Source organism: Streptoalloteichus tenebrarius (genome assembly GCF_024171885.1).
Classification (GTDB): Bacteria; Actinomycetota; Actinomycetes; order Mycobacteriales; family Pseudonocardiaceae; genus Streptoalloteichus; species Streptoalloteichus tenebrarius.
Genome location: NZ_JAMTCP010000009.1, coordinates 127,038 through 151,637 on the forward strand (window position 1 = coordinate 127,038; position 24,600 = coordinate 151,637).

General features: G+C 74.0%; 22 protein-coding genes and 3 pseudogenes. 7 read left to right on the forward strand and 18 right to left on the reverse strand.

What is annotated here, in order from left to right:
• Window positions 1–3: 3 nt before the first annotated feature.
• Window positions 4–717 carry an MIP/aquaporin family protein gene (locus tag LX15_RS11455; RefSeq protein WP_253669515.1) on the reverse strand — a complete coding sequence of 238 codons (714 nt, stop codon included), beginning with the start codon at window positions 715–717 and terminating at the stop codon, window positions 4–6.
• A gap of 261 nt (window positions 718–978) precedes the next feature.
• Window positions 979–1,752 (reverse strand): IclR family transcriptional regulator, encoded by a 774-nt coding sequence (locus tag LX15_RS11460; RefSeq protein WP_253669516.1) that lies wholly within the window; start codon window positions 1,750–1,752, stop codon window positions 979–981.
• Between the two features lie 482 nt (window positions 1,753–2,234).
• On the opposite strand from LX15_RS11460, the gene LX15_RS11465 reads away from it, so the two are divergent.
• A complete protein-coding gene (locus LX15_RS11465; protein ID WP_253669517.1) occupies window positions 2,235–2,942 on the forward strand; it encodes a hypothetical protein in 708 nt (235 codons plus the stop codon).
• A 381-nt stretch (window positions 2,943–3,323) separates the two neighbouring features.
• Here the strand turns inward: LX15_RS11465 and whiA are convergent, their stop codons facing one another.
• From whiA to uvrC, 4 genes are read right to left on the reverse strand one after another with little or no spacing between them, the layout of a single operon-like run.
• Complete coding sequence (gene whiA, locus LX15_RS11470; protein ID WP_253669518.1) at window positions 3,324–4,310, reverse strand: DNA-binding protein WhiA; 987 nt, start codon at window positions 4,308–4,310, stop codon at window positions 3,324–3,326.
• Complete coding sequence (locus LX15_RS11475; protein WP_253669519.1) at window positions 4,301–5,386, reverse strand: gluconeogenesis factor YvcK family protein; 1,086 nt, start codon at window positions 5,384–5,386, stop codon at window positions 4,301–4,303. The genes whiA and LX15_RS11475 overlap by 10 nt, the downstream gene beginning before the upstream one ends.
• A complete protein-coding gene (gene rapZ / locus LX15_RS11480) occupies window positions 5,383–6,240 on the reverse strand; it encodes an RNase adapter RapZ (protein ID WP_253669550.1) in 858 nt (285 codons plus the stop codon). The genes LX15_RS11475 and rapZ overlap by 4 nt, the downstream gene beginning before the upstream one ends.
• A 20-nt stretch (window positions 6,241–6,260) precedes the next feature.
• The gene (uvrC, locus tag LX15_RS11485; RefSeq protein WP_253669520.1) at window positions 6,261–8,393 is read right to left on the reverse strand and encodes an excinuclease ABC subunit UvrC; all 2,133 of its coding nucleotides are present in this window, start codon (window positions 8,391–8,393) and stop codon (window positions 6,261–6,263) included.
• Window positions 8,394–8,492: 99 nt separating this feature from the next.
• On the opposite strand from uvrC, the gene LX15_RS11490 reads away from it, so the two are divergent.
• Window positions 8,493–8,948, forward strand: coding sequence for a cupin domain-containing protein (locus tag LX15_RS11490; RefSeq protein WP_253669521.1), 456 nt, complete (start codon window positions 8,493–8,495; stop codon window positions 8,946–8,948).
• A gap of 100 nt (window positions 8,949–9,048) precedes the next feature.
• Here LX15_RS11490 and LX15_RS33515 read toward each other — a convergent pair.
• Window positions 9,049–9,604: pseudogene (locus LX15_RS33515) on the reverse strand (transposase).
• Window positions 9,605–10,080: 476 nt separating this feature from the next.
• Between LX15_RS33515 and LX15_RS11505 the strand changes: the two are divergent.
• A complete protein-coding gene (locus tag LX15_RS11505) occupies window positions 10,081–11,715 on the forward strand; it encodes a S8 family peptidase (RefSeq protein WP_253669522.1) in 1,635 nt (544 codons plus the stop codon).
• A 124-nt stretch (window positions 11,716–11,839) separates the two neighbouring features.
• On the opposite strand, the gene LX15_RS11510 is transcribed toward LX15_RS11505, so the two are convergent.
• Window positions 11,840–12,301, reverse strand: a complete 462-nt coding sequence (locus tag LX15_RS11510; RefSeq protein ID WP_253669523.1) for a Rieske (2Fe-2S) protein — start codon at window positions 12,299–12,301, stop codon at window positions 11,840–11,842.
• Between the two features lie 255 nt (window positions 12,302–12,556).
• Between LX15_RS11510 and LX15_RS33830 the strand changes: the two are divergent.
• Window positions 12,557–12,912, forward strand: a pseudogene (locus LX15_RS33830) (IS982 family transposase); the annotation flags it as partial.
• A 167-nt stretch (window positions 12,913–13,079) separates the two neighbouring features.
• Window positions 13,080–13,644: pseudogene (locus LX15_RS11520) on the forward strand (transposase family protein); the annotation flags it as partial.
• Here the strand turns inward: LX15_RS11520 and LX15_RS32415 are convergent.
• Together LX15_RS32415 and LX15_RS11530 are read right to left on the reverse strand one after the other, a co-directional pair.
• Complete coding sequence (locus LX15_RS32415; protein ID WP_308213450.1) at window positions 13,641–14,069, reverse strand: Rieske (2Fe-2S) protein; 429 nt, start codon at window positions 14,067–14,069, stop codon at window positions 13,641–13,643. The pseudogene LX15_RS11520 and the gene LX15_RS32415 overlap by 4 nt on opposite strands.
• Before the next feature lie 78 nt (window positions 14,070–14,147).
• Window positions 14,148–14,630, reverse strand: coding sequence for a hypothetical protein (locus tag LX15_RS11530; RefSeq protein WP_253669525.1), 483 nt, complete (start codon window positions 14,628–14,630; stop codon window positions 14,148–14,150).
• A gap of 364 nt (window positions 14,631–14,994) precedes the next feature.
• On the opposite strand from LX15_RS11530, the gene LX15_RS11535 reads away from it, so the two are divergent.
• Window positions 14,995–16,428 carry a helix-turn-helix domain-containing protein gene (locus LX15_RS11535; protein ID WP_253669526.1) on the forward strand — a complete coding sequence of 478 codons (1,434 nt, stop codon included), beginning with the start codon at window positions 14,995–14,997 and terminating at the stop codon, window positions 16,426–16,428.
• A gap of 136 nt (window positions 16,429–16,564) precedes the next feature.
• A complete protein-coding gene (locus LX15_RS11540) occupies window positions 16,565–17,041 on the forward strand; it encodes a hypothetical protein (RefSeq protein WP_253669527.1) in 477 nt (158 codons plus the stop codon).
• A gap of 70 nt (window positions 17,042–17,111) precedes the next feature.
• On the opposite strand, the gene LX15_RS11545 is transcribed toward LX15_RS11540, so the two are convergent.
• The 8 genes from LX15_RS11545 to ribD all read right to left on the reverse strand — a co-directional run bounded on the left by LX15_RS11545 (window position 17,112) and on the right by ribD (window position 24,548).
• Entirely contained in the window at window positions 17,112–17,954 is an 843-nt protein-coding gene (locus LX15_RS11545; protein ID WP_253669528.1) for an alpha/beta fold hydrolase, read from the reverse strand.
• 204 nt (window positions 17,955–18,158) lie between these two features.
• The gene (locus tag LX15_RS11550; RefSeq protein WP_253669529.1) at window positions 18,159–19,166 is read right to left on the reverse strand and encodes a beta/alpha barrel domain-containing protein; all 1,008 of its coding nucleotides are present in this window, start codon (window positions 19,164–19,166) and stop codon (window positions 18,159–18,161) included.
• A gap of 201 nt (window positions 19,167–19,367) precedes the next feature.
• A complete protein-coding gene (locus tag LX15_RS11555; RefSeq protein WP_253669530.1) occupies window positions 19,368–19,982 on the reverse strand; it encodes an NlpC/P60 family protein in 615 nt (204 codons plus the stop codon).
• 564 nt (window positions 19,983–20,546) lie between these two features.
• Window positions 20,547–20,990: a PH domain-containing protein gene (locus LX15_RS11560; RefSeq protein WP_253669531.1), complete on the reverse strand. Its 444-nt coding sequence runs from the start codon at window positions 20,988–20,990 to the stop codon at window positions 20,547–20,549.
• Window positions 20,987–21,484 (reverse strand): 6,7-dimethyl-8-ribityllumazine synthase, encoded by a 498-nt coding sequence (gene ribH / locus LX15_RS11565; RefSeq protein ID WP_253669532.1) that lies wholly within the window; start codon window positions 21,482–21,484, stop codon window positions 20,987–20,989. The genes LX15_RS11560 and ribH overlap by 4 nt, the downstream gene beginning before the upstream one ends.
• Entirely contained in the window at window positions 21,481–22,746 is a 1,266-nt protein-coding gene (locus LX15_RS11570) for a bifunctional 3,4-dihydroxy-2-butanone-4-phosphate synthase/GTP cyclohydrolase II (RefSeq protein WP_253669533.1), read from the reverse strand. Before LX15_RS11570 ends, ribH begins: the two co-directional genes overlap by 4 nt.
• Window positions 22,743–23,402, reverse strand: coding sequence for a riboflavin synthase (locus tag LX15_RS11575; protein WP_253669534.1), 660 nt, complete (start codon window positions 23,400–23,402; stop codon window positions 22,743–22,745). The genes LX15_RS11570 and LX15_RS11575 overlap by 4 nt, the downstream gene beginning before the upstream one ends.
• Before the next feature lie 138 nt (window positions 23,403–23,540).
• Entirely contained in the window at window positions 23,541–24,548 is a 1,008-nt protein-coding gene (gene ribD / locus LX15_RS11580; RefSeq protein WP_253669552.1) for a bifunctional diaminohydroxyphosphoribosylaminopyrimidine deaminase/5-amino-6-(5-phosphoribosylamino)uracil reductase RibD, read from the reverse strand.
• Window positions 24,549–24,600: the final 52 nt, after the last annotated feature.

Here is a 24,600-nt window from a genome sequence, read left to right on the forward strand (position 1 = left end):
GCGTCAGAAGACGGCGGAGGCGAGCAGGCCGGCGACGGCGCCACCGGCGAGCGGGCCCACGATCGGGATCCAGGCGTAGCCCCAGTCGGAGCCGCCCTTGCCGGGGATCGGCAGCACCGCGTGCGCGATGCGCGGACCCAGGTCGCGGGCCGGGTTGATGGCGTAGCCGGTCGGGCCGCCCAGCGACATGCCGATGCCGACGACCAGCAGGGCCACGATCAGCGTGCCAGCGCCGGACAGCTTCAGCCCCTCGGTCTGGCCGCTGCCCAGAATCACGAAGACCAGCACGAACGTGGCGAGGAACTCGGTGATCAGGTTCTGGCCGGCGTTGCGCACCTCGGGGCCGGTGGCGAAGATCCCGAGCACGTCGTCCTTGTTGTGCGCCCGGAACTGGCCGAGGTAGGCCAGCCAGCACAGGACCGCGCCGACGAAGGCGCCGAGGAACTGCGCCGCCAGGTAGAGCGGGACCTTGCCCCACTCGCCGGTCCTGGTGGCGATGCCGATGGTGACGGCGGGGTTGAGGTGCGCGCCGGACAGCGACTGCGTCGCGTACGCGGCGGAGAGAACGGCGAAGCCCCAGCCGAAGGTGACCACCGGCCAGCCGGCGCCCTTCGCCTTGGACTTGGTGAGCGTCACGGCGGCGCACACGCCGTTGCCGAGCAGCAGCAACAGCGCTGTGCCGAGGAACTCCCCCAAGAAGATCGACTTGTCGGTCATGGGCATCCCTTGTTGGGAAGGGCCGGAACCTGGCCCGGCATCGTTGACGGGAGGCGGCGTACGGGGGGTCCGAATGCCGTTCGACAATGTCGTACGCCGGTTGGCGCAGATTCTTTGCTCACCCGAACGGGGAAGTCAAGACCCGGTTACCGGTCAGTTACCTCGATCGTCGTCGCCGACGGCACGCGAGAACCCCCGGGGACTCCCCGGGCCGGCGACGCCCCGTCGCGCTCACCGCACGCGCTGTGCTCACCGCGCTCATCACCATGGGATCGCCCCGAGGTCGCGGGATATCGCCCGCGCCGCCTCCCGCACGTACGAGACCAGCTCGACGCGGGGCGTCCTGGCGTCCTCGCCCGTCATCCCGCACAGCCGCTCGATCGGCCCGGAGATCCCGATCGCGCCCACGGTCACGCCCCTGCGGTCCCTGATCGGCGCGGCGACCGAGACCTCGCCCTCGACCATCTCCTCGACGTCGCTGGCCCATCCCCTGGCCCTGACCTCGGCCAGCATCTCCCTGAGGCGTTCGGGATCGGTACAGGTGGCCGGCGTGAAGCCGACGAGGCCGGCGTCGTCGAGCTGGTCGAGCGGGTCGTTGGCCAGCAGGACCTTGCCGAGGGCGCTCGCGTGCGCCGGCAGCAGCGCGCCGACCTCCAGCACCTGGCTGCTGTTGTCCGGCCGGAACACGTGGTGCACGACCAGCACCTGCCCCTCGTGCAGGGTGCCGATCCGCACGCTCTCCTTGCTCCGCGCCGCCAGCGAGTCCGACCAGTTCAGCGCCCTGGTGCGCAGCTCGTTGACGTCGAGGTAGCTGCTCCCGATGTGGAACAGCGCCGCGCCGAGCTGGTACTTGCCGGTGTCCTGGCTCTGCTCCACGAAACCGACGTGTTGCAGGGTCCGCAGGATGCCGCGCACCGTCCCCTTGGGCAGGCCGAGCGCGGTGGCCAGCTCGGCGACGCCCATCTTGCGCGCGCCGCTCGCCAACAGGCGCAGGATCGCTGCCGCCCGCTCAATGGACTGAATAGGCCCCGGCATGCGGATCACTGTACAACCGCGTTCGACATTGTCGAACGACGCCGGGTCGACCTTCGACCACGCCGCTCGCCCGACCCCTTCTGGCGTTCGGTCGGCGCCCGCCGCGCGCCCGTTCCTGCCGTCCACGCCCGTCCGGACCCGGCGCCCTCGGCCCTTCCGCCCGCCCAGCCGGGCGGGCGATCACACGTCCGGTTGGACCTCGCCGACGCCGGCGTCGTCATCGGCGACGGGGCCGCCGCGCGTCGACATGATGTCCGCGGTTCCGGGGCCGGCGCCGCCGCAGGGCCCCTGGACCACGACGCACCGTCGGGGCCCGACGCGGGCACGGACACGAACACGCCACACCGTCGGCGTCGGGCACGCCGCCTCCGCCGCGACCACGTCGCCGGCCTGGTCCACGAGGCGCCGCGGCCGAGGTGCGACGACAAGGACAGAACGACACAGGACAGAACGACACACCGACACCAACGACAGGGAGCATCGTGCGCAGGATCAATCCGCCCCGCAGGGCAGGGCTCGGCTTCGCGTTCCTGATGGGCGTGGCCGCGCTTCTCGTCCCCACCAGCCCCACCGCCGGCGCCAGCCCCTCCTCCCCGGCGGACACCGCGTGGCGGGGCAGCGTCACCCTGGCCGCCACCGGCGACCGGGCGCAGGCGAACTGCCACCCGCAGGTCGACTTCCTGGTCAACCAGAAGGTCGTGGAGCACCCCGAGACCGGGGACCCGCACCTGCTGGCGACCGAGGTCCGCGACGGCTCGACCGAGCCGGGCGCCCCCGTCGGCCTCAACCACTTCACCAGGGACGACCACCAGCTCCTCGACGCCTGCGTCGACCCCCAGGAGAGCAGGGCGCTCTACCTGAAGCCGCGCCACTCCCCCGAGCGCAAGATGTGCTACGGCGTCCCCCGCCGCAACAACGTCGAGCGGGGCACGCTCGCCCTGGTGCCCTGCGAGAGCACCAGGGACGGCGTGACCTTCGGCCTGTTCGACAAGCGCGACGACGACAACAGCGTCGTGCTGAAGGTCGTGCACCGCGACCGCTCCGGCAACGTCAGCTTCAAGTGCGTCGTCCCGTCGGGCGGGCGCGTCGAGCCGACGCGGGAGATCGTCCAGGTCTCCTGTGACTCGGTGGACACCTCGAAGGCCGAGAACCGGTGGGCGTTCGTCGGCCTGCCGAAGAACACCGACTAGACCTGACCGGCACGACCCGGCTGGCCAAACCCGACCGGCACGACCCGGCTGGCCAGACCCGACCGGCACGACCAGACGGCGCGAACCGCCCTCACCGGCGCGGCCTGGTCCGTGTGCGCCCCGACGCCACGGACCAGGCCGCGCCGCGGTCGTCACCGTTCGCCCAGCTCCCCGGGTCAGGAAAGCCCCGGACAGCGGTCAGCGATCGCGACGCGCGGCTTCCCCCAGCGTCGGTCCGGGAGAGGGCGCGGCGCGCGACGCCCAGCCCCCTCGATCCTCGTTCACGACGGGGCGCCTGGTCCGCGTCTCCTGCCTCGGCGCGATCCCAGCGCCTTCTGACGCTCCGGCCTCAGCCGCCGGAGCGCTCCACCGAAGGACGCCTCAGGCGTCGGCTTCGAGCATCTCCGGGGTGACCGCCGACTCGGTGTCCGGGATGCCCAGCTCACGCGCCCGCTTGTCCGCCATCGCCAACAGACGGCGGATGCGGCCCGCGACGGCGTCCTTGGTCATCGGCGGGTCCGAGAGCTGCCCCAGCTCCTCCAACGACGCCTGCCGGTGGCTCAGCCGGAGCTGACCCGCCGCCACCAGGTGGTCCGGCGCCTGGTCGCCCAGGATGTCCAGCGCCCGCTCCACCCGCGCGGCCGCCGCCACGGCCGCCCGCGCCGAGCGCCGCAGGTTCGCGTCGTCGAAGTTCGCCAGGCGGTTGGCGGTCGCCCGCACCTCGCGCCGCATCCGGCGCTCCTCCCAGGCCAGCACGCTGGAGTGCGCGCCGAGCCGGGTGAGGAGCGCGCCGATGGCGTCGCCGTCCCGCACGACCACCCGGTCCGCGCCCCGCACCTCGCGCGACTTCGCCTGGATACCGAGCCGACGCGCCGCGCCGACCAGCGCCAACGCCGCCTCCGGCCCGGGGCAGGTGACCTCAAGCGCGCTGGACCGCCCCGGCTCGGTGAGCGAGCCGTGCGCCAGGAACGCGCCCCGCCACGCGGCCTCGGCGTCGCAGACGCCGCCCGAGACCACCGGAGCCGGCAGGCCGCGCACCGGGCGGCCCCTCGGGTCGAGCAGGCCGGTCTGCCGGGCCAGGCCCTCGCCGTCCCTGACCACGCGCACCACGTACCGCGTGCCCTTGCGCAGGCCGCCGGAGGTGATCACGTGCACGTCCGAGGTGTGCCCGAACAGCTCGTGGATCTCCTTGCGCAGCCGGCGCGCGGTCGAGCCGGTGTCCAGCTCGGCCTCGACCACGACCCGCCCCGCCACGATGTGCAGGCCCCCGGCGAACCGGAGCAGCGAGGAGACCTCGGCCCTGCGGCAGCAGGTCTTGGTCACGCTCAGGCGGCTCAACTCGTCCTTGACCGCCGCGGTCATCGCCACGGGGCGTCCTCCTCTCGCTCTGCGGCGCGCGGGGGCGCTGACGGCGGGGAAACGCCCCCGCCGCCGTCGCTGTTCCCCGCCGCCGACGCGGCGGCCTCCGCCGGGAAGGCCCTCCGCAGGCTCGCGGCCAGCGCCACCGGGTCGTGTCGGGCCGAGCCGGCCGACGCCGCGGCCACCCGGCCCAGCACCGTCCTGGCGCCCAGCTCCGCCGCGGCCCGGCGCAACCGGTCCGGGGTGGGCGTCGACTCGTCGGCCACCACGGCGTCCACCCTGAGGCGGGGCGCGTGCTCGGCCAACACGTGCAGGTGCTGCTCGGGGGAGAACCCGGCGGTCTCCCCCGGCTGGGGCTCCAGGTTGAGCACGACGACCTTGTGCGCGGTGGTGCGCACCAGGGCGTCGTGCAGCTCGGGGACCATCAGGTGCGGCAGCACGCTGGTGAACCACGAGCCGGGTCCCAACAGGACGACGTCGGCGTCGAGCACCGCGCGCACCGCCTCGGGGCAGGCGCGCGGCGTCGCGGACGGGTCGTCGGCGCGCAGCAGGCGCACGCGGCGGACGCGCCCCGGGGTGGTCGCCACCGCGACCTGCCCCCGAATGCGGCGCACCGCGCGCGGGTCCTCGTCGAGGCCGGTCACCTCGGCCTCGATGTCCAGCGGGTCGTTCGACATCGGCAGCACCCGGCCGCGCACGCCGAGCAGCCGGCGGGCGTGGTCGAGCACGGCCACCGGGTCGCCGAGGACCTCCAGCAGCCCGGCGAGCACCAGGTTGCCGACGGAGTGGCCGGCCAGCGCGCCGCTGCCGCCGAAGCGGTGCTGGAACACCTCGGACCACAGCCGGCCGTCCCCGTCGGCGGACGCGAGGGCGACCAGCGCCTTCCTCAGGTCGCCGGGAGGCAGCAGGGCCAGCTCGCGCCGCAGCCGCCCGGAGGACCCGCCGTCGTCGGCGACGGTGACCACGGCGGTGACGTCGTGGGTCACGCGCCGGAGCGCGCCCAGCGTGGCCTGGAGCCCGTGGCCACCGCCGAGCGCGACCGCGCGCGGACACGTCGGGTGCTGGTCAGGGACGCGTGGTGTCACTCGCGCCCCAGGTCCCGGTGCACGACCTTGACCGCCATCCCGTCCTCTGTGGCCAGCCGGCTGGCCAGTTCCTCGGAGATCGCCACACTCCGGTGCTTACCACCGGTGCAGCCCACGGCCAGCGTCAGGTACCGCTTGCCCTCGCGCCGGTAACCGGCGCCGATGAGCCGCAGCAGCTCGTGGTAGCGGTCCAGGAACTCGTCGGCGCCCTCCTGCGAGAGCACGTAGTTGCGCACGTCGTCGTCGAGGCCGCTCTGCTCGCGCAACTCGGGGATCCAGAACGGGTTGGGCAGGAACCGCACGTCCATCACCAGGTCGGCGTCCATCGGCAGGCCGTACTTGTAGCCGAAGGACAGCACCGTCACCCGGGTGCGGGTGCTGGCCTCGGTACCGAACGTGTCCTCGATCTTGGCCCTGAGCTGGTGCACGGACAGGCCGCTGGTGTCCAGCACCAGGTCGGCCTCCTCGCGCAACGGGGCGAGCAGCCGGCGCTCGGCCTCGATGCCGTCGGCCAGCCGGCCGTCGCCCTGGAGCGGGTGGCTGCGCCGCACCGCCTCGAACCGGCGGATCAGCACGGCGTCGGTCGCCTCCAGGAACAGCACCTTCGGCTTGTAGCCCCTGGCGTCGAGGTCCTTGATCACGGAGGCCAGGTCCTCGGTGAACGCCCGGCTGCGGACGTCCATCACCACGGCCACCCTGGTGATCGCGCCCCGGGACGTCGCGCCGAGCTCCACCATCGTGGAGATCAGCTCCGGCGGCAGGTTGTCCACCACGAACCAGCCGAGGTCCTCCAGGCACTTGGCCGCGGTGCTGCGCCCCGCGCCGGACAGCCCGGACACCACGGCGACCTCGATGCCCGCCTTCTCCCCGCTCACTACCTCTCCCCGTTCCACCCGGCAGGGGCCGGGTCCGTGCTCGCCGTGTCGTCTCCCCCGACACCGGCACCGCCGGCGCCGTCGTCCCCGGCGCCGTCTCCCCCGGCGCCCCCGTCCGGGACCTCGCTCGGGACCTCGTGCGCGGCCCCGCCGTCGGCGGCCCCACCCCTCGGGGCGCCGACGTCCTCGGCGGCGCCGCCCGCCGCGCCCGCGAGCGCGGCGCGCACGGCCTCCGCCGTCCGCCGGCCCACCCCGGGCACGGCGCTGATCTCCTCGACGCTGGCCTCGCGCAGCCGGCGCACCGAGCCGAAGTGCTTGAGCAGCGCGGCCCTGCGGGTCTGGCCGAGGCCGGGCACCGCGTCCAGCGCCGAGGCAGTCATCCGCTTCGAGCGCTTCTGCCGGTGGTAGCCGATGGCGAACCGGTGCGCCTCGTCCCGCACCCGTTGCAGCAGGTACAGGGCCTCGCTGGTGCGCGGCAGGATGAGCGGGTCGGCCTCCCCGGGGACCCACACCTCCTCCAGCCGCTTGGCCAATCCCACCACGGCGACGTCGGTGACACCCAATTCGGCCAGTACGTCGGCCGCGGCCTCGACCTGCGGCGCGCCGCCGTCGACGACCAGCAGGTTGGGCGGGTAGGCGAACTTGCGGGGGCGGCCGGTCTCCGGGTCGATGCCCGCCGGGCCCTCACCCTCGGCGGCCTCCCTGGTCTCCTTCAGGTAGGCGGAGAACCGGCGGCGCACGACCTCGGCGATCGAGCCGACGTCGCCGCGCTCGGCGCCCTCGCGGATGGAGAACCGCCGGTACTCGGACTTGCGGGCCATGCCGTCCTCGAAGACGACAAGCGAGGCCACGACGTCGCTGCCCTGCACGTGGCTGACGTCGACGCACTCGACGCGCAGCGGCGCGGTCTCCAGCCCCAGCGACTCCTGGAGCTCCTGCAACGCCGCGGAGCGCGCCGTGAGGTCACCGGCACGGCGCAGCTTGTGCTGGGCGAACGCCTCGGCGGCGTTGCGGGCCACGGTCTCCATCAGGGCGCGCTTGTCGCCGCGTTGCGGCACCCGGAGCTGGACCCTGGCGCCCCGCAACGCGCTGAGCCAGTCGGCGAGCGCGTCGGCGTCGGCCGGCAGCTCCGGCACGAGCACCTCCCTGGGCACCGGGCTGCCGCCGCCGGTGTCGGACTGCTCGGCCAGCGAGGCCTGCTCGCCGTAGAACTGGCTGAGGAACTGGGCGACCAGCCCCGGGGTGTCGACCTCCTCCACCTTGTCGATCACCCAGCCGCGCTGGCCGCGCACCCGGCCGCCCCTGACGTGGAACACCTGGACGGCGGCCTCCAGCTCGTCCTGGGCGAAGGCCACCACGTCGGCGTCGGTGCCGTCGCCGAGCACCACGGCCTGCTTCTCCATCGCCCTGCGCAGCGCGCCGACGTCGTCCCGCAGCCGGGCCGCGCGCTCGAACTCCAGCGCCTCGGCGGCCTCGGTCATCTCCCGCTCCAGCCGGCGCACCATCGAGTCGGTGCGGCCGGCGAGGAAGTCGCAGAAGTCCTCGACGATCCCCCGGTGCTCCTCGGCGGAGACGCGGCCGACGCACGGGGCGGAGCACTTGTCGATGTAGCCGAGCAGGCAGGGCCGCCCCATCTGCTGGTGCCGGCGGAACACGCCGGCGGAGCAGGTGCGCGAGGGGAACACGCGCAGCAGGAGGTCGAGGGTCTCCCTGATGGCCCAGGCGTGGGCGTAGGGGCCGAAGTAGCGGACGCCCTTCTTCCTCGGGCCGCGGTAGACGTGCAGCCGGGGGAACTCCTCGTGCAGCGTGACGGCGAGCACGGGGTACGACTTGTCGTCGCGGTACCGGACGTTGAACCGGGGGTCGAACTCCTTGATCCAGGAGTACTCGAGCTGGAGCGCCTCGACCTCGGTGCTGACCACGGTCCACTCGACGCCGGCCGCGGTGGTCACCATCTGACGGGTGCGCGGGTGCAGCGAGGAGAGGTCGGCGAAGTACGAGGAGAGCCGGCTGCGCAGGCTCTTGGCCTTGCCGACGTAGATGACCCGTCCTGTCGCGTCACGGAACTTGTAGACCCCTGGCGCGTCCGGGATGGTGCCCGGCGCTGGGCGATAGGTCGACGGGTCGGCCACGCCCTCAGCCTACGGGCCGGCACCGTCACCCACCCATTCGTGGGTGACGTTTCCGAGATCCTTCCCCCGGGAGTGATCCGCGCCGCATAAGCTGATCAGGTGACGTCCCTGCCCACCGCGTTCGCCCATCTGCCCGAGGACGGCGAGCGGCTGCGCGCTCCCGCCGGTGAGTACGTGGTGCGGCTGCCCGGCAGCGCCACCGGCGGCGCGCTGTCCATCGTGGAGTTCCGGTTCCCTCCAGGCGCGCTCGGCGCGGCGCCGCACGTGCACCGCGGCCACGAGGAGTACTTCTACGTCCTCGACGGCGAGGTCACGTTCGACCTGGACGACGGAGCGCGCGCGGTCGGCGCGGGTGGCGCGGTCGCCGTCCCCCGTGGCGTGGCCCACGGGTTCCGCAACGAGGGCGCGGAGTGGGCGCGGTGCCTGTTCGTGCTCACCCCGGCCGGTTACGAGGACTACTTCCGGGCGATCGACCGGGCGTTGGCCCACGGTGAGGAGCTGACCGGCGAGCGGCTGGCGGCGCTGCGGGCCCGGTTCGCGACCGAGACGCTCTGACCCGAGACGCTCTGACCACCGCGCCGGCGACTCCCGCGTCGCGACGGCGCTGGCCTCCTGGCGTTCCGACCATTCGGCCGGGGTCGCCTGGGGCGCGTCCTCACAGCGTGATGAACAGCGTGGCCAGATCGATCACGCCCTGGTAGGAGATCGCGGTTTTGTCGAACCGGTCGCGATCGCGCGGAACCGCGTGCGACGGGTTGACGCAGCGTTCGACGACAGTGCGGCGTGGGTAGTCAGTGCGGTCGAAGGCCGGTGGGCGCCCCGGCGGCCCGGCTGCGGCGCAGCCGGTGGGCCTGCTGGTCACGGCGTTCGGGAATCGTCGCCTGAGATGTGTCGTCGACGCAGGTGGGAGCGGATGGCTCGGTGGGAGTAGTCGTTGTCCGCGATCACCGGCTCGGCGGGTGGCGGGTCGGCCCGGAGTGGTCAGGGTTCCGGTGCGTGACCACCGCCAGAACCGGTGGTCGACACCTCTTCCCCGGCCCGTGCCGTTCCGGCAGGTCACGCCATGCCGCACCCGTCTTCGCCCTGAAAAGCAATCCGTTGATCACCCGGCGGTCGTCCACCCGTGGACGCCCCTTCGCGCCGGAGGCGGGCACCAGCGGTTCGATCGCCTGCCACTGCTCGTCGGTCAACTCGTGCCTGCGCACCACCATGCGGGATCACGCCAGAGCAGCCACACCAGCGTTGAGGACACAACCTAGGTCGGACGACCGGCCCGCGCCGCGCCGCCGGGCGAGCGTCGGCGGGCGGGCGAGCGCCGCCAGGTGACCTGAGGCCGATGCGACGGCGATGATCCGTCAGTCCCCAGCCTGTCACCTCTCCGTGTTGCTTCCGCTACCCGCCGCTGCGAGAGCCCGGACGCCGACCTACCGTCGAATCACGGTCGGCGAGCGCCATCCCTCGACGGGCCGGTACGAACCCGGCGCGGCCCTCACGCGTGGTCACTGACGCGCCGGCCGACGGGCGTGGCGGGGAGGCCGCCGCGCCGACACCGGGAGCCGATCGCAGCGCGGCGCCGAGCAGGCCGGCCGGGCGCCGCCGAGTCACCCTTCCGCGCCGGGCGCCGCCACCCGTCGGTGGACGCCGTCGGCGCCCCTCTCGCCCCCTGGGAGAAGTGGAGAACGCCGCCATGTCCCTCGCGTCGTCGTCCGCCCCCGTGCCCCCGCCACCCCGAGGATCCCGTCCCGTCCTCGGGACCGGCCGTCCCGCGCCGACCAGGGCCGCCACCGCGTTCGTCAGGGTCGGCGCCGCCGGCGCGGTCGCCGCCGCCGTCCTCGTCCCGCTCTCCCCCGCCTCGGCCGACCACGGCGCGGCGCGAAGCCAGCAGGCGGACGGGCGCCAGGCGGCGCACCAGAAGGTGTCCGTGGCCGGGCTCGCCAACGGGGCGCGGTTCCGCGGGTTCATCGTCCGGTACCGCGAGGGGACCCCGGCCGCGCAGGGCGACCTGGGCGCGGCCCAGGCCACCCTCGGTGTCCACGAGGACGTCCAGCTCGCCCCGGCCACGCCCATGGCGCTCGGCCACGTCGCGGTGCGCGCGACGCCCCCGCCGAAGGACGCCCAGCAGGCCGAGCGGCTCATGCGGTCGATCGCCGAGCACGAGGACGTCGAGTTCGTCGAGCCGAACCTGGTCCTGCCCGCGCCGGTGGTGCCGGAGCGCACGCGCCCGGAGCCCGACGACCCGAAGTTCCCCGACCAGTGGCACCTCCAGGGCCCGCCCGAGGAGCCCGCCGGCGTCAACGCCCCCGCCGCGTGGGCGTGGGGGGCGACGGGCAGGGGCGTCGTCGTCGCGGTGGTCGACACGGGCAGCACCGCCCATCCCGACCTGGACGCCCAGTACGTCCAGGGGTACGACTTCATCACCGACCCGGTGTCGGCCAGGGACGGCGACGGCTGGGACGACGACCCCTCCGACGAGGGCGACTGGACCGTGGAGGGCGAGTGCGGGCCGGACTCGCCGGCCTTCCCCAGCACGTGGCACGGCACGCACGTGGCCGGCACCGTGGCGGCCGTGGCCGACGACGGCTACGGCGTCGCCGGGGTCGCGCCGGGAGCCAGGATCCAGCCCGTCCGCGTCCTCGGCGCGTGCGGCGGGACCACGGCGGACGTGACCAACGGCATCGCGTGGGCGGCCGGCCTGCGGGTGCCGGGAGCCCCGGCCAACCCGAACCCGGCCCGGGTGATCAACCTGAGCCTCGGCGGCCAGGAGTCCTGCCCCAGGGCGCTGGACGCGGCCCTCATGGGCGCCTACTCGCGGGGCGTGGTGAGCGTGATCGCGGCCGGCAACGGCTCCGGCCCCGCCGACCAGCAGACCCCGGCGAACTGCTCGGCGCCCAGGATCGTGGTCGCGGCGCTGGACCGCGAGGGCAACCGCGCCGCCTACTCCAACTACGGCTGGCCGGTGGACGTCGCCGCCCCCGGCGGGGAGACCCGGCCGACCAGGAGGAACGGGGTGCTGTCCACCGTGAACACCGGGGAGCGCACGCCCGAGTCCCCGGGGTGGGCCTACTACCAGGGGACGAGCATGGCCACGCCGCACGTGGCCGGGCTGGCCGCGTTGCTGGTCGGCCAGGGGCTGACCCCGTACCTGGCGAAGTGGGCGATCCAGAGCAGCGCCAGGGTGCTGCCGGGGACGTGCGACGCCGAGGAGGAGCGGTCGGCCTGCGGCGCGGGACTGGTCGACGCCGGGGCCGCCGTCGACGTCGCGGGCTCGCTGTTCCCCGGCTCGAAGCCGCACCAGAAGGACCACCAGCCGGCCGCGCCGTGACGCGGCCGCGAGGCGACGGCCCCGCGTGCGTGCCGGGGCGGTGCGGGCCGGGGCGCTGCGGGCCGGGGCGCTGCGGGCCGGGGGCGGCTCACTCCCGGAGTCGCTCCCGGACGTACTCCTGGCCTCACTCCAGGACGACGTGCTCGCCCTCGACCCGCACCGGGACCGCGGTCAGGCCCCTGGTCGCCGGGCCGCGGCGCAACGCCCCGGTGGGGCCGTCGAACTGGCTGGCGTGACAGGGACAGGTGATCACGCCGTCGGCCGGCGGCGTGACCGTGCAGCCCTGGTGCGGGCAGGTCGGGTCGAACGCGGCGACCTCGGCCTCCGCCGGGCGCACCAGCAGGACCCTGCCGCCGCCGGGCCGGTCCACCAGGCGCCCGCCGCCCACGGGGATGTCCGCCACCTTCGCCAGCGGGGGTGGTGGCGGCGGTGAGGACGGGGAACTCGACGTCGTCCCACGGGTGGCGCTCACCGGTGGTGGGAGGGGCGGCTCCTCGCCCTCCTCGCATCCCGCCAGCGCGGGAGCCGCCAGGGCGGCGCCCAGTCCCTGGAGCACCTGGCGACGACTCGGGCCCACCTCGTCCATGGCCAACCTCCTCGCTCTGGCGTGGTCGCGATCGCGGTCATGGGACCGCCACGCGCGCCGGTGTCGCAAGGCGGCCGACACCACTGGGAGGTGATCAGAAGACGGAGTCACCTCCTTCGGGGAAGACCGCTGGCCTCGGCCGTGACGCGCACGGTGGAAAGGCCGTGCCGCCCGCGCGCGGCACGGTGACCGGGGCCAACCGAGTCATGCGTCAGTCGAGGCAGGAGCCGGAGACGGCCGAAGGCTGCCCAAGATCTGTATGCGACGACAGGCCTGAACACCCTTCACACCGCGCCCTCCGTCAAGACCGACGACCACCTCGCGGCCAGACCACGCATCGGCACACCACCCCAGAACGACCGACGCCGAGCTGGTCACCCTCGTGGTGACCCCGGCACGGCTCGGGTTCACCTCCGAGGCTCGGTGGCTGCGGTTCCCGCCCCGCGGTCCAGCGCTCCGAGCTGGCCGACTGGGCCAAGTACGGCTTCCGCCGGTCGCACTCGCGCTGGTTCTGGGGATCGCGCCCGCACGTGGCCCGCACCCCGGCCGACCCGACGATCGAGGAGCGGCAGGCGCTCATGGCGATCCGCGACCACGAGCCCAATCTGCTTGTGTTGTCCCGAGAGGTTGCGAACCGCCCGACACGTAGCCGGATGATCGTGAAATGAGGGAGGGCCTCCAGGTTCGGTGAGGATTGCGACATCACCCACCAAGCCACAGCAGGCCCTCATTCCTCACGCTCACGCGCCGCTGACCGGGTTGGGCCGGCGCGCGTCCTGCCCGGTGCGTCGCCGACGGATGGCCGCTTCGCATGGCCGCGCAACGCTTCCCCGTCGTCAGCACCGAGCGGCCACAGGGGCCGGTCGCTACCGCGAGGAGGGCCCGGCAAGCATGACCGACCGGCCCTCACGCCCGCACACCAGCCGCGCATCGGGTCCTCGTGCGCGACGGCCTGGCCCGGCCTTCTGCCTGGACCGGGCCACCAGCGAGCCGATCCGCCGCGACACCACGCGCCCGGCGACCTGGCGCACGTCGACATCACGAAACTGGGCAGCATTCCCGACGGCGGCGGTCACCAGGGTCCCCGGACGCGAAGGGGGCCTGCGCCACCGTTCCGCGCACCACGATCCGAGCCGGCCAGGAGACCAACGGCAAGGTCGAATGGTTCAACCGCGCTCTGATCAACGACTGGGCCTACGCCCGTCCCTACCCGTCAGAGACCGAACGCCGTGCGGCACTGCCGCGATGGCCGCACACCGATACATCCCCACCACGGTCACAGCGCACTCGGAGGCCTCTCACCCGCCAGCCGCGCTTCCAACCTCTCGGGACAACACACCTAGGCGAGGACGACCTGGTCGTCCCGCACGGCGACGGGCACCGCGGTCAGGCCCTGCGGGGCCGGCCCCCTGCGCAACGCGCCGCTGGCGGCGTCGAACTCGCTGCCGTGCGTCGGGCAGGTCACCACGCCCTTCGCCGGCTCGGAGACCAGCGTGCCCAGGTGGGGGCAGGTCGGGTCGAACGCCCTGACCTCGGCCTCCGTCGGGCGCACGAGCAACAACCGGCCGCCACCGGGCACGTCGACCAACCGGCCACCGCCCACCGGCACGTCGGCCACGGCCGCGACGCGGGTCCCCGGCTTGGCGTCCCCCACCCCGCCCTTCCTGGCCGGTTGCGGAGAACCACAGGCCGCCAACGCCCCTGGCGCCAGCAGCGCCACCGCCAGGCCGCACAACACCGACCGGCGCGACCGCACCGCGTCGTCCACCCCGGAACCTCCCTCGCTCGCTCCACCCGATCCTCACATCCGGGGGTGGCGCGGCGTTCGGGCGGGTCGGTACCCGGGTCAGTACTCGGGGGAGACGGTCCGCGCCACCGCCAGCACGGCGGTGAACGGCGGGAACCACCGGCGGCTGGCCGTCGGCGGGTTGGCCCAGGTGATCGGGCCGTCCTCGGTCTGGCTCGGCGGGAGCAGGACCTGGTGCGGCGCGCGGACGAACCGCACGTCGGCCGGGGTGGTGAGCTGGGTGGGCAGCAGCGCGACCAGCTCGGCCAGGAAGATCCAGTGGGGCTGGGGTCCCGGCACCGCGAGCACGGGGCCGGCCAGCATCCTGGCCCGCAGCCCGGCGAGCACCCCCACGCCCACGTGCTCGGGCATGGACAACGCGGTGTGGGCCGAGCTGAGCGGTAACAGGATCCCCTTCTCGGTGACGACCACCGGCCAGCCCATCAGCCGGGCGTAGCTCGCGGCGACCTCGGTCATCGACCGGTCCACGGCACGATCCTCCGGGGTGACCGTGCCGGCCACGGCACTGTGTGCGCTTCCCATCGCGGAACACCTTCGGTGTCGGGGGTGGTGGGCGGCCGGTGACCGGGAGGTCGTCCCGATCACCGTCCGCGAGCAGCAGGGTGCGCGGGTGTCGCAGCGCGTTCCACACGTCGGGTGGTTGTGGCCGATGCACGGAGGGGATCACACCCCCGGGCGGGGGCGACTACGTTTCATGCACCGCGTGCATGGACACCCGTTGACCAGCGCATACACTGCGTGAACGGTCAGTGACGGGGGCAACGCCATGCAACCGATCGGATTACCAGGTTCGAGCGCCAGGCGCGTGTGTCCGTGCGGAGCGTTGATCGCGGCGGACAACCCTGACCGACTGTGTCACGGGTGCCGCAGGAACGCCCGGCCGGAGGTGGGCGGTCCGCCGCAGCTCTCCGCCGCCTTCTGGGACCATCCCGCGCTCGCCGAGGCGTTCGCCGACCAGGACATGGGCGCGCTGCTGGCCGCCTACCGCCACCACCCGCACCACGTCCACCGGATCACCCAGGACCGGCTGGCCGCCTGGCTGGGCATCAGCCAGGCGCAGCTCTCGAGGTACGAGAACGGGCAGAACCCGATCGAGCGGATGGACCGGCTCCGGCACTTCGCGGAGGTGCTGGGCGTCCCCCCGGAGAAGCTGTGGTTCGACCGGACGGGACCGTCCCGGCAGGACGACGGCGACGCCGCGGCCCCGCCGGACGTGCTCGGCGCGCCGTGGGACGCGCCGAACGTCGCCCGATCGGTCGAGGAGACGACGAGGAGCGACTTGGCGATCAGCAGACGTGCGGCGCTCACCGGAGCCGCCGCCGTGGCCGTCGGACCCGCCCTGGTGGAACCCATGCAGCGGTGGCTCAGCCCGCTGCAACCGCTGTCGCGGTGGGCGTCGGGCTCGGCCATCAGCGAGGACGAGCTGGCCGCGTTGCAGAGGGTCGCCGCCGGCTTACGCGGCTGGAGCCTGCGGGGCAGCGCCGGCCTCGCGCGCAAGGCGGTGCTGGGCCAGCTCAACGAGCTGGCCGACCGCCTGCGCAGGGCGCCGGCCGGGTCGACCACCGACCGGGCCTTCTTCGTGGGCGCGGAGCTGGCGAAGATCGCGGCGACCATGTCGTGGGACGCCGGCATGCACCAGGCCGCGCAGCGGTACTACGTGCTCGCCGTGCGGATGGCCAAGGCCGGTCGCAACGACCCGTTCGCCGCCTGCTGCCTGGCGGCCATGGCCCGGCAGATGTTCGACCTCGGCCGGCCGGAGGACGGCCTCGACCTGGTCCAGCTCGGCCAGTACGGCACCCGCCGCAGCGCGTCGCCGACGCTGCGGGCGTTGCTGTTCACCCGGGAGGCGTGGGCGTACGCGCAGATGGGGCGGGTGGCGGAGTTCCACCGCGCGGTCGGCATGGCGCAGGAGTGCTTCGCCGCGCGGGACCCGGCCGCCGAGCCGACCTGGCTGGACAACTTCGACGAGGCCGAGATGGCCGGCGTGATCGGCGCCAGGATGCGCGACCTGGCCCGGCACGATCCGCGCCAGGCGGGGCTGGCGGCGCAGCACATCCGGCGCGCGCTGGCCCTGCGTCACCCGTCGAAGGTCCGCAACCGGGCCTTCGACGTGATCGGCCTGGGGCGCACCCTGGTGGTCGTCGGCGAGCCGGAGGAGGCCTGCCGGCTGGTCAGGGGCGTGCTCCCCACCGCGGCCAAGCTGCACTCGGGGCGGGTGCTGCGGAAACTTCAGGACTTCGCGCGGGAGACCGGCCGGTACCGGCAGGAGGCCCCGGTGCGGGAGACACGCGACGCGATCCGCACCGTGCTGTCCGCCTGAGCACGGCCGCCGGGACGGGTGACGGCGACCCGGCACGACCGGGACGACCCAGGACGACCCAGGACGACCTGGGACGCCGCCCCGTCCTCCGGTGGTCGTCGCGGTGACCGGCCGCGACGACGGAGGTGGAACGCCGGTGCGCGTCGGCATCACAGGACACTCCAACCTGACCACGACCAGCGTGCCCCTGGTGGACCGGGGCATCAGGGCGGCGCTGGCCGATCCCCCCGCGACCGGCTTCACGGGGGTGAGCTGCCTGGCCCCCGGGGCGGACCAGGTGTTCGCCAGGGTCGTGCTCGACATGGGCGGCCGGCTGGAGGTGGTGCTGCCGGCCGCCGACTACCGGGCGCGGCTGCGGCCGCCCCAGCGGCCCGAGTTCGACGCGCTGCTCGCGGCGGCCAGCAGCGTCCGGGTGCTGCCGTTCCCCCGGTCCGGCCGCCGCGCCTACCTGGCGGCGAGCGAGGCGGTCATCGCCTCGGTGGACCGGATGGTGGCGGTGTGGGACGGGCGGCCGGCCGACGGCGCGGGTGGCACGGCGGACGTCGTCGCGCACGCGCGGGGCCGCGGGGTGCCGGTCGAGGTGGTCTGGCCCCGGGGCGCGGAGCGCGGCTGAGGACGGGACGGGGCAGGGCCACGCCGGAGGCGGAGGCGGAGGCGGAGGCGCGGCGCGGCGCCGGCCGGGGTCAGCCGCGCGCGTGGGCCAGGACGGCCTCGACCACGGCGTCCGGCTCCTCGTCCGGGATCCAGTGGCTCACGCCCTCCAGCTCGACGTACCGGTACGGGCCGGTGACGTGCTCGGCGCAGCGCCGCGCGCCGACCGGGCCGAAGGCGGGGTCGGCCGTGCTCCAGACGTAGGTCGTCGGCACGGTCACGTCCTCGCCCGGCCGGGCGTCGAGGCGGGCCGCCCGGTACCAGTTGAGCGCGGCGGTGAGCGCGCCCGGCTCGGTCATGGCCAGGACGTGGGGCTCGGCGCGCCCGGCCGGCAGGGGGCGGAACACGGCGCGCAGGCGTCGGGCGTCGTCGGCGAGCAGCGTCTGCTCGGCCCGGCCCTCCTGGCGGAAGAGGTCCATGTAGCTGGAGCGCCGGGCCTGGTCAGGGTCGTTCTCCCTGGCCCACGCGAAGGCGGAGGGGTGCGGGACGCACAGGGCCGTGAGGCTGCGCACGCGCTCGGGGCGCCAGGCGGCCAGCCGCCACCCCACCATCGCGCCCCAGTCGTGCCCGACCACGTGCGCGTCCGCCACGCCGAGGGCGTCCAGCACGCCGAGCGCGTCCTCGACCAGGTGGGGCGTGGCGTAGGCGGCCGGGTCGGCGGGGCGGGCGCCGGGCGAGTACCCCCGCTGGTTCGGGGCGATGACCCGCAGGCCGGCCGCGGCCAGCGCCGGGACGACCTGGTCCCAGGAGCGCGCGGTCTGGGGGAAGCCGTGCAGCAGGAGGACGGGCTGGCCGGTCGGCGGGCCGTCGACGACCACGTCGAACGTGAGCGGGGCGTGGGGGTGACCAGCGGGACGCTCCAGCCGAATCTCCATGTCCGCACGGTAGTCGAACGGATCACCACGAACATCCGGGGCGAACGGCCGTCGGGCCGCGTCCGGTCGGCCCCGCTCCCGCGCGGCGGCCCCGCGCGGTCCCGGCCCGCCGACGCGCCGGTCGCCCTCCTGGCGCACCGTGCCGGTCACCTGTCCGGCGCCCCGCGCCTGTTCCCCGCTCCGGCGCGTCGGGCCGGTCCCGGCTCACCGCGCCGGCGGCGTGAACCTCTCGACCTGGTTGATCAGACGGCGCAGGCGCAGGCCGGCCAGCGGGGCCAGGGCGTAGCCCGCCATCGGGTGCGCGAACCAGGCGGCGCTGCCCAGGCTCACCGCGTCCGCGCCCGCCCAGAAGTACTCGCGGCAGTCGTCGAAGGTCCGGATGCCTCCGGTGGCGATGATCGGCAACGTGACGCCGGCGTCCCGCAGCTCGGCGATGACCCGCAGCGCGATCGGCTTGATCGCCGGGCCGGACAGCCCGCCGAAGCGGTTGCGCAGCCACGGCTCGCCCGTCCTCGGGTCCAGCCGCAGCGCCTTCACCGTGTTGATGGCGGTCAGCGCCGACACGCCGTGCTTGGCCGCCAGCCGGGCGTGGCCGAGGTAGTCGTAGTCCGGCGAGAGCTTGAGGATCACCGGGTGGTTGCTGCGCGGCACGGCCTCGGCCAGCACGGACTCGATGATCTGGTTGAAGTCGAAGTTGACGTTGTGGCAGGAGACGTTGAACTCGACGGCGGCGATGTCGCCGGCCGGCACGGCGGCGTTGACCTTGTCGACCAGGGTCACGAACTCCTCGGCCGAGAAGCCCCCGAGGGAGATGATCGTGCGCTGGTCGCGGGTGCGCGGGTAGTAGTCGCGCAGGTAGGCGTCGATGCCGACGTTGCACCAGCCGAAGGCGTTGATCCAGCCGCCCTGCGTGTGGCGCAGCACGCGCGTGTAGCGCTTGAGCAGGCTCGGCAGCTCCGAGAGCTTCCAGTCGTCCCGCAGGGTGAAGTGGCCGTCGCGGGGCTGGACGGTCAGGGTGCGCGTGGTGATCGCGCCGAACCGGCTCAGCGGCACGAAGTTCGAGATGGGGCTCATGCCCCAGCGGAACAGCGGCACGTTGGCGACGCCGTAGCCGAGCAGGCTCGACGAGGTGACCAGGCGGTTGCGCAGCACGATGTCCCCGAGTCGCACACCCTGCCGCTGGTCGCCGCCCACACCCGTGATCGCCGTCACCGTCGCTCCCTCGCCGTCGCCTGCCTGACCAGCTCATTCTTCCTCATGACGGCCGGCGACCGGACAACCGCTCCCGCGTCGTCCGCCACCCCGGGCCGCGCCAGCCGCGCGGCCCGGGGCCGGACACGGGGCCGCGCGCACCCGGGCGGCGGATGAGGGAGATCGCCCGGGTGCGCGCGGCGGACTCGACGCGACGCGGGGTCAGCCGGTGATGTTCTTCAGGCGACGGGCCTTGTACTGGCTGTTGTCCGACATGCCGTAGGACAGGATGCGGTGGTCGGTGCCGTGACCGCCGCGCTGCTCGTAGGCCCAGTACTTGGTGTGGGCGGAGTCCGCCCACTTCTCGAAGATGACCACGTGGCGGCTGTTGCTGCCGCCGATCTTGTCGATCAGCAGGTCGCCCTTCCTGAGGTCCTTCCTGTTGATCGCGACCGTGTGGCTGTCGAACAGGCCCACGGTGTTCGGGCCGGGCTTGGCCAGCTTGGCCGCCATCGACACGTAGCCGGAGCAGTCCTGGCGGTAGCCGTCCTTCCACACCTTGCTCTGGCTGTACGGCACCTGCTTGCCGTTGTTGGCGGTCAGCCACACCTTGGCGCGGTTGATCACCTCGTCCCGGGAGACCTTGGGCGCGGCCGCGACCTCGGCCTCCGACACGGCGGTCTCCGAGGCGGTGGCCTCGGCAACGGCGACCGTCTCGCCGACGGGCGCGGCGACCTCCGTCGCGGACGCGAGCGGAGCGGAGAGCACTCCCCCAAGGCCGACGAACGCCGTCACCAGCACGATGGCCCGACGCGTACGACCGGCAGTGTTCCTCATGTCGGTTTCCCCTTTTCTCGCCGTTCGGCGGTACGCGCCAAGATTGACACCGGACCACGGCGGGATCAATAAGAATTCTTCTATTCACTCCGCGGACCGCCGCGCCGGCGCTCAGTGGGCTATGCCCCGACTCGCACTCGGGGAACACTCGCCAGAATTCGCCCCCAGGGCGCGAGGAGAGGCACCTCGGCGCACAAGCCCTCCACCACGTGCGGAAACGCCCGCTCTCCGGCGTTCGGAAGCCCGTTGGCGCTCGCCAGGAGCCGGCACGCCACCGCCCTCGGAGGCCGCCAGTTGTCGCGGAACTGGTCCAGACATCATCCAGACATTCCCGTGAATAGACGTCGAATCCGCCCCACCGGAACCGCTCGCGTGGTATGGCGCACGAGAAACCCCCAACCTGACCTCACCGCCGAATGTCCGGACAACGTGAAACTTGCGGACAACCCCACGGATTCATCTTTGTCCGAACCATGAGAGGTTCCCGGACAAAAAGGTTGAAGAAAACACGAACGGGGGCGATCCGTCATGGATCGCCCCCGCCGTCGGGGTCTCCAGCCGGGCTCAGCCCCGGCTGGCGCGGTAGAGCTTGCGCAGCGCCCGCATGGCGCGCACGGCGCGCTCCCCGTCGGTCGACTGGATGGCCATGATCGACACGTACTCGTCGTCGGGCAGCTCCAGCCGCGCGAACGACGCGCCGTCGGGGAAGCTCAGCGCCTCCACCGACGACCACGGGTACCGCGTGGTGCCGTAGATGTTGCGCACCTCGATGGTCTCGGCGTCGGCCCGCACCCTCGGCCGGGTGAACAGCAACACCCCGGCCGCGAGCAGCACACCGACCCCGACCATCGCGACCTGGTCGGCGGTCCGGAAGAACACGCCGGTCGGGGTGTTCTTCAGCAGCAGGGCCACCACGGTGAACACCGCGACCAACACGACCGCGACCACCCAGGCGACCACGACGGCCTTCCGGGGACGGACAACGAGAGGCTCGGTCATGGTGCTCATTCAAACCCCTGCTCGGTCCACGGCTGCCGCAGCCCCCGCAGCACCAGGGCGGTGTCCAGCGCGGCGACGCACGCCTCGAAGCCCTTGTCCTCGACCGAGTCCGGCAGGCCGGCCCTGTCCAGCGCCTGCCGCTCGGTGTCGCAGGTGAGCACGCCGTTGCCCACCGGCGTGGCCTCGTCGAGCGCGACCCTGGTCAGGCCGGCGGTCACCGCGTCGCAGACGTACTCGAAGTGCGGGGTGCCGCCGCGGATCACCACGCCGAGCGCCACGACGGCGTCGTGGTGCTTGGCCAGCGCCTGGCACACGACCGGCAGCTCCACCGCGCCGGCGACGCGCACCACGGTGGGCTCGTGCACGCCCGCCTTCGCCGCCGCGTCCAGCGCCCGCCGGAGCAGGCTGTCGGTGATCGTGGCGTGCCAGCGGGTGGCGACGACCGCCAGCCGCAGGCCCGTGGCGTCGGGAACGTCGATCTCGGGGCGTCCTGCGCCGCTCATGCGGTCGCGCCTCCTCCGGTGTTCTGCGGGCGGTGGTCGTGCCCCTGGTCCAGGTGGTGCAGCTCGTGGCCCATGCGGTCCCGCTTCGTGCGCAGGTACCGCAGGTTCTCCGGGTTCGGCCGGACGGGCAGCTCGACCCGGCCGACGACCCGCAGGCCGTAGCCCTCCAGCCCGACCCGCTTGGCCGGGTTGTTGGTCAGCAGCCGCATCGAGCGCACCCCGAGGTCGGCGAGGATCTGCGCCCCGGTGCCGTAGTCCCGCGCGTCGGCCGGCAGGCCGAGCGCCAGGTTCGCCTCGACGGTGTCGTGCCCGGAGTCCTGGAGCTGGTACGCCTGGAGCTTGTGCATGAGGCCGATGCCCCTGCCCTCGTGCCCCCGGATGTAGAGCACGATGCCCCTGCCCTCCTCGACGACCCTGGCCAGGGCGGCGTCGAGCTGCGGGCCGCAGTCGCAGCGCAGCGAGCCGAACACGTCGCCGGTCAGGCACTCGGAGTGCACCCTGACCAGGATGTCCTCGCCGTCGCCGATCTCGCCGTAGACCATGGCGATGTGCTCGATGCCGTCGAGCAGGCTGTCGTAGCCGACGGCGCGGAAGCTGCCGTGCCGGGTGGGGATGCGCGCCTCGGCGACCCGCTCGACCTGCTTCTCGTGCCGGCGCCGGTGGGCGATGAGGTCGGCGATCGTGATCAGCTTGAGGTCGTGCTCGGCGGCGAAGACGGCCAGCTCGTCCCGCCGGGCCATGTCGCCCTCGTCCTTCTGGCTGACGATCTCGCAGAGCGCGCCCGCCGGGCGCAGCCCCGCCATCCGCGCCAGGTCCACCGCGGCCTCGGTGTGGCCGGCCCGCCGCAGCACGCCGCCCTCCTTGGCGCGCAGCGGCACGACGTGCCCGGGCCGGACGAGGTCGTCGGCCGTGGCCGCCGGGTCGGCGAGCAGGCGGATGGTGCGGGCGCGGTCCGCGGCCGAGATGCCGGTGCCCACGCCCTCCTTCGCGTCGACCGTGACGGTGTAGGCGGTGCCGCGCCGGTCCTGGTTCGTGTGGTACATCGGCGGCAGGTCGAGCCGCCGGGTGTCGTCCTCGGTCAGCGCCACGCAGACGTAGCCCGAGGTGTAGCGCACCATGAAGGCGACCAGTTCGGGCGTGGCCTTCTCGGCGGCGAAGATGAGGTCGCCCTCGTTCTCCCGGGACTCGTCGTCGACGACGATCACCGGCCGTCCGGCGGCGATGTCGGCCAGGGCCGCGTCGATGCTGTCGAAGTGGGTCACCGGGCCTCCTCGCTGCTGACCGACCCCGGGCCATTGTCCCCCGAACGGCCGGCCCCGGGTCCTGAGAGGTGGGGCACAGCCAAACGTTCGACATACTTCGCCAGCACGTCGACCTCGAGGTTCACCAGGTCCCCCTGCTGGCGCTGACCCAAAGTGGTCAGTTCCAGGGTGGTGGGGATGAGGCTGACCGTGAACTCGTCGTCGGTCACCTCGACCACGGTGAGCGAGACGCCGTCGACGGCGATGGAGCCCTTCTCCACCACGTACCTGGCCAGGTTCACGGGCATCCCGATCCTCACGATTTCCCAGTGCGGCGCGGGCTCGCGGGACAGGATCACCCCGGTGCCGTCGACGTGCCCCTGCACGATGTGCCCGCCGAGGCGCTGGCCCACGGCCGCGGCCCGCTCCAGGTTCACCTGGTCGCCGACGGCCACCTTGTCCAGGCTGGAGCGCCGCAGCGTCTCGCGCATGACGTCGGCGGTGAACGCGCCGCCGGAGACCTCCACGACGGTCAGGCAGACGCCGTTGACCGCGATCGAGTCGCCGTGCCTGGCGTCGGAGGTGACCAGCGGGCCGGCCACGGTCAGCCGCGCCGCGTCCGGCAACTGCTCGACGGCGACGACCTCGCCCCGTTCCTCGACGATCCCGGTGAACACCCGCTGCCTCCTCAACCCGCTGTCAACTCGTCGTCCGCCGCTGTGGGAGCCGCGCGCCGTCCCACGCTCCCACCCGCCGCCCCCACGACCACCCGAGGCGGGGTGGAGCGCCCGGGCGCCCCAGGCGTCCGGCGTGGCTCACCGGCTCCGCCCCGGCTCACCGGGCACCGCGCTGATCCGCACGTCGCCGCCGCTGGACGTCACGTCCTCCACGGTCAGCGGCACCGCGTCCGCGATGGTCGTGACACCGGCGTCGCCCAGCGCGGCCGGGCCGGAGCCCAGCAGCGTCGGCGCGAGGTAGGCCAGCACGCGACGCACCCGCCCCGCGGCCAGGAACGCGCCGGCCAGGCGGGGTCCGCCCTCCAGCAGCACGTCCACCACGCCGCGTTCGGCCAACGCCGCGAGCACCTCGTCCACGTCCCTGGTGCGCAGGTGCAGCGTCTCCGCGCTGTCGTCGAGCACCCTGGCCCCGGCCGGCAGGTCCCCGACGCCGACGACGACCCGCAGGGGCTGGCGGTCGGCGAGCGCGCCGTCCGGGGTGCGCGCGGTGAGCTGGGGGTCGTCGGCCAGCACGGTGCCGCGCCCCGCCACGATCGCGTCGACCTGGCGGCGCAGCCGGTGCACCTCCGCCCGCGACTCGGCCGAGCTGATCCACCGGCTGGTGCCGTCCGCCGCCGCCGACCTGCCGTCGAGCGTGGCCGCGTACTTCCAGGTCACGTGGGGTTGGCCGGTGCGCGCGTAGTGCAGCCAGGCGCGCAGCGGCCCGCGCTCGACCTCCTGCGCCAGCAGGCCCGACTCCACCCGCACGCCGGCGGCGCGCAGCGCGTCGGCGCCGCCCGCGGCCTTCGGGTTGGGGTCGGCCACCGCGTACACCACCCTGGCCACCCCGGCGGCGACCAACGCGTCGACGCACGGGGGCGTGCGCCCGTGGTGGGCGCAGGGCTCCAACGTCACGAAGGCGGTCCCGCCGCGCGCGCGGTCACCGGCGGCCCGCAGGGCGACGACCTCGGCGTGGGGTCCGCCGGGCGGCTGGGTGGCCCCGACCCCGGCGACCTCGCCCCGCGCGTCGAGCACCACGCAGCCGACGGGCGGGTTGGGGCTGGTCGTGCCGCGCGCGTCCTCGCTCGCGGCGACGGCCCGCGCCATCGCCGCGTGCGCCGGGTGGTCCCATCCGCCGGAGGGGTCGACGGCCACGACG

What these genes read in the sequence shown, in the direction of transcription:
- ribD (WP_253669552.1), bottom strand. Translation starts at nt 24,548, where the DNA reads ATGGCGCGGGCCGTCGCCGCGAGCGAGGACGCGCGCGGCACGACCAGC.
- LX15_RS11545 (WP_253669528.1), bottom strand. Translation starts at nt 17,954, where the DNA reads ATGGAGATTCGGCTGGAGCGTCCCGCTGGTCACCCCCACGCCCCGCTC.
- LX15_RS11460 (WP_253669516.1), bottom strand. Translation starts at nt 1,752, where the DNA reads ATGCCGGGGCCTATTCAGTCCATTGAGCGGGCGGCAGCGATCCTGCGC.
- LX15_RS11505 (WP_253669522.1), top strand. Translation starts at nt 10,081, where the DNA reads ATGTCCCTCGCGTCGTCGTCCGCCCCCGTGCCCCCGCCACCCCGAGGA.
- LX15_RS11555 (WP_253669530.1), bottom strand. Translation starts at nt 19,982, where the DNA reads ATGAGGAACACTGCCGGTCGTACGCGTCGGGCCATCGTGCTGGTGACG.
- LX15_RS11510 (WP_253669523.1), bottom strand. Translation starts at nt 12,301, where the DNA reads ATGGACGAGGTGGGCCCGAGTCGTCGCCAGGTGCTCCAGGGACTGGGC.
- LX15_RS11455 (WP_253669515.1), bottom strand. Translation starts at nt 717, where the DNA reads ATGACCGACAAGTCGATCTTCTTGGGGGAGTTCCTCGGCACAGCGCTG.
- LX15_RS11530 (WP_253669525.1), bottom strand. Translation starts at nt 14,630, where the DNA reads ATGGGAAGCGCACACAGTGCCGTGGCCGGCACGGTCACCCCGGAGGAT.
- ribH (WP_253669532.1), bottom strand. Translation starts at nt 21,484, where the DNA reads ATGAGCGGCGCAGGACGCCCCGAGATCGACGTTCCCGACGCCACGGGC.
- LX15_RS11560 (WP_253669531.1), bottom strand. Translation starts at nt 20,990, where the DNA reads ATGAGCACCATGACCGAGCCTCTCGTTGTCCGTCCCCGGAAGGCCGTC.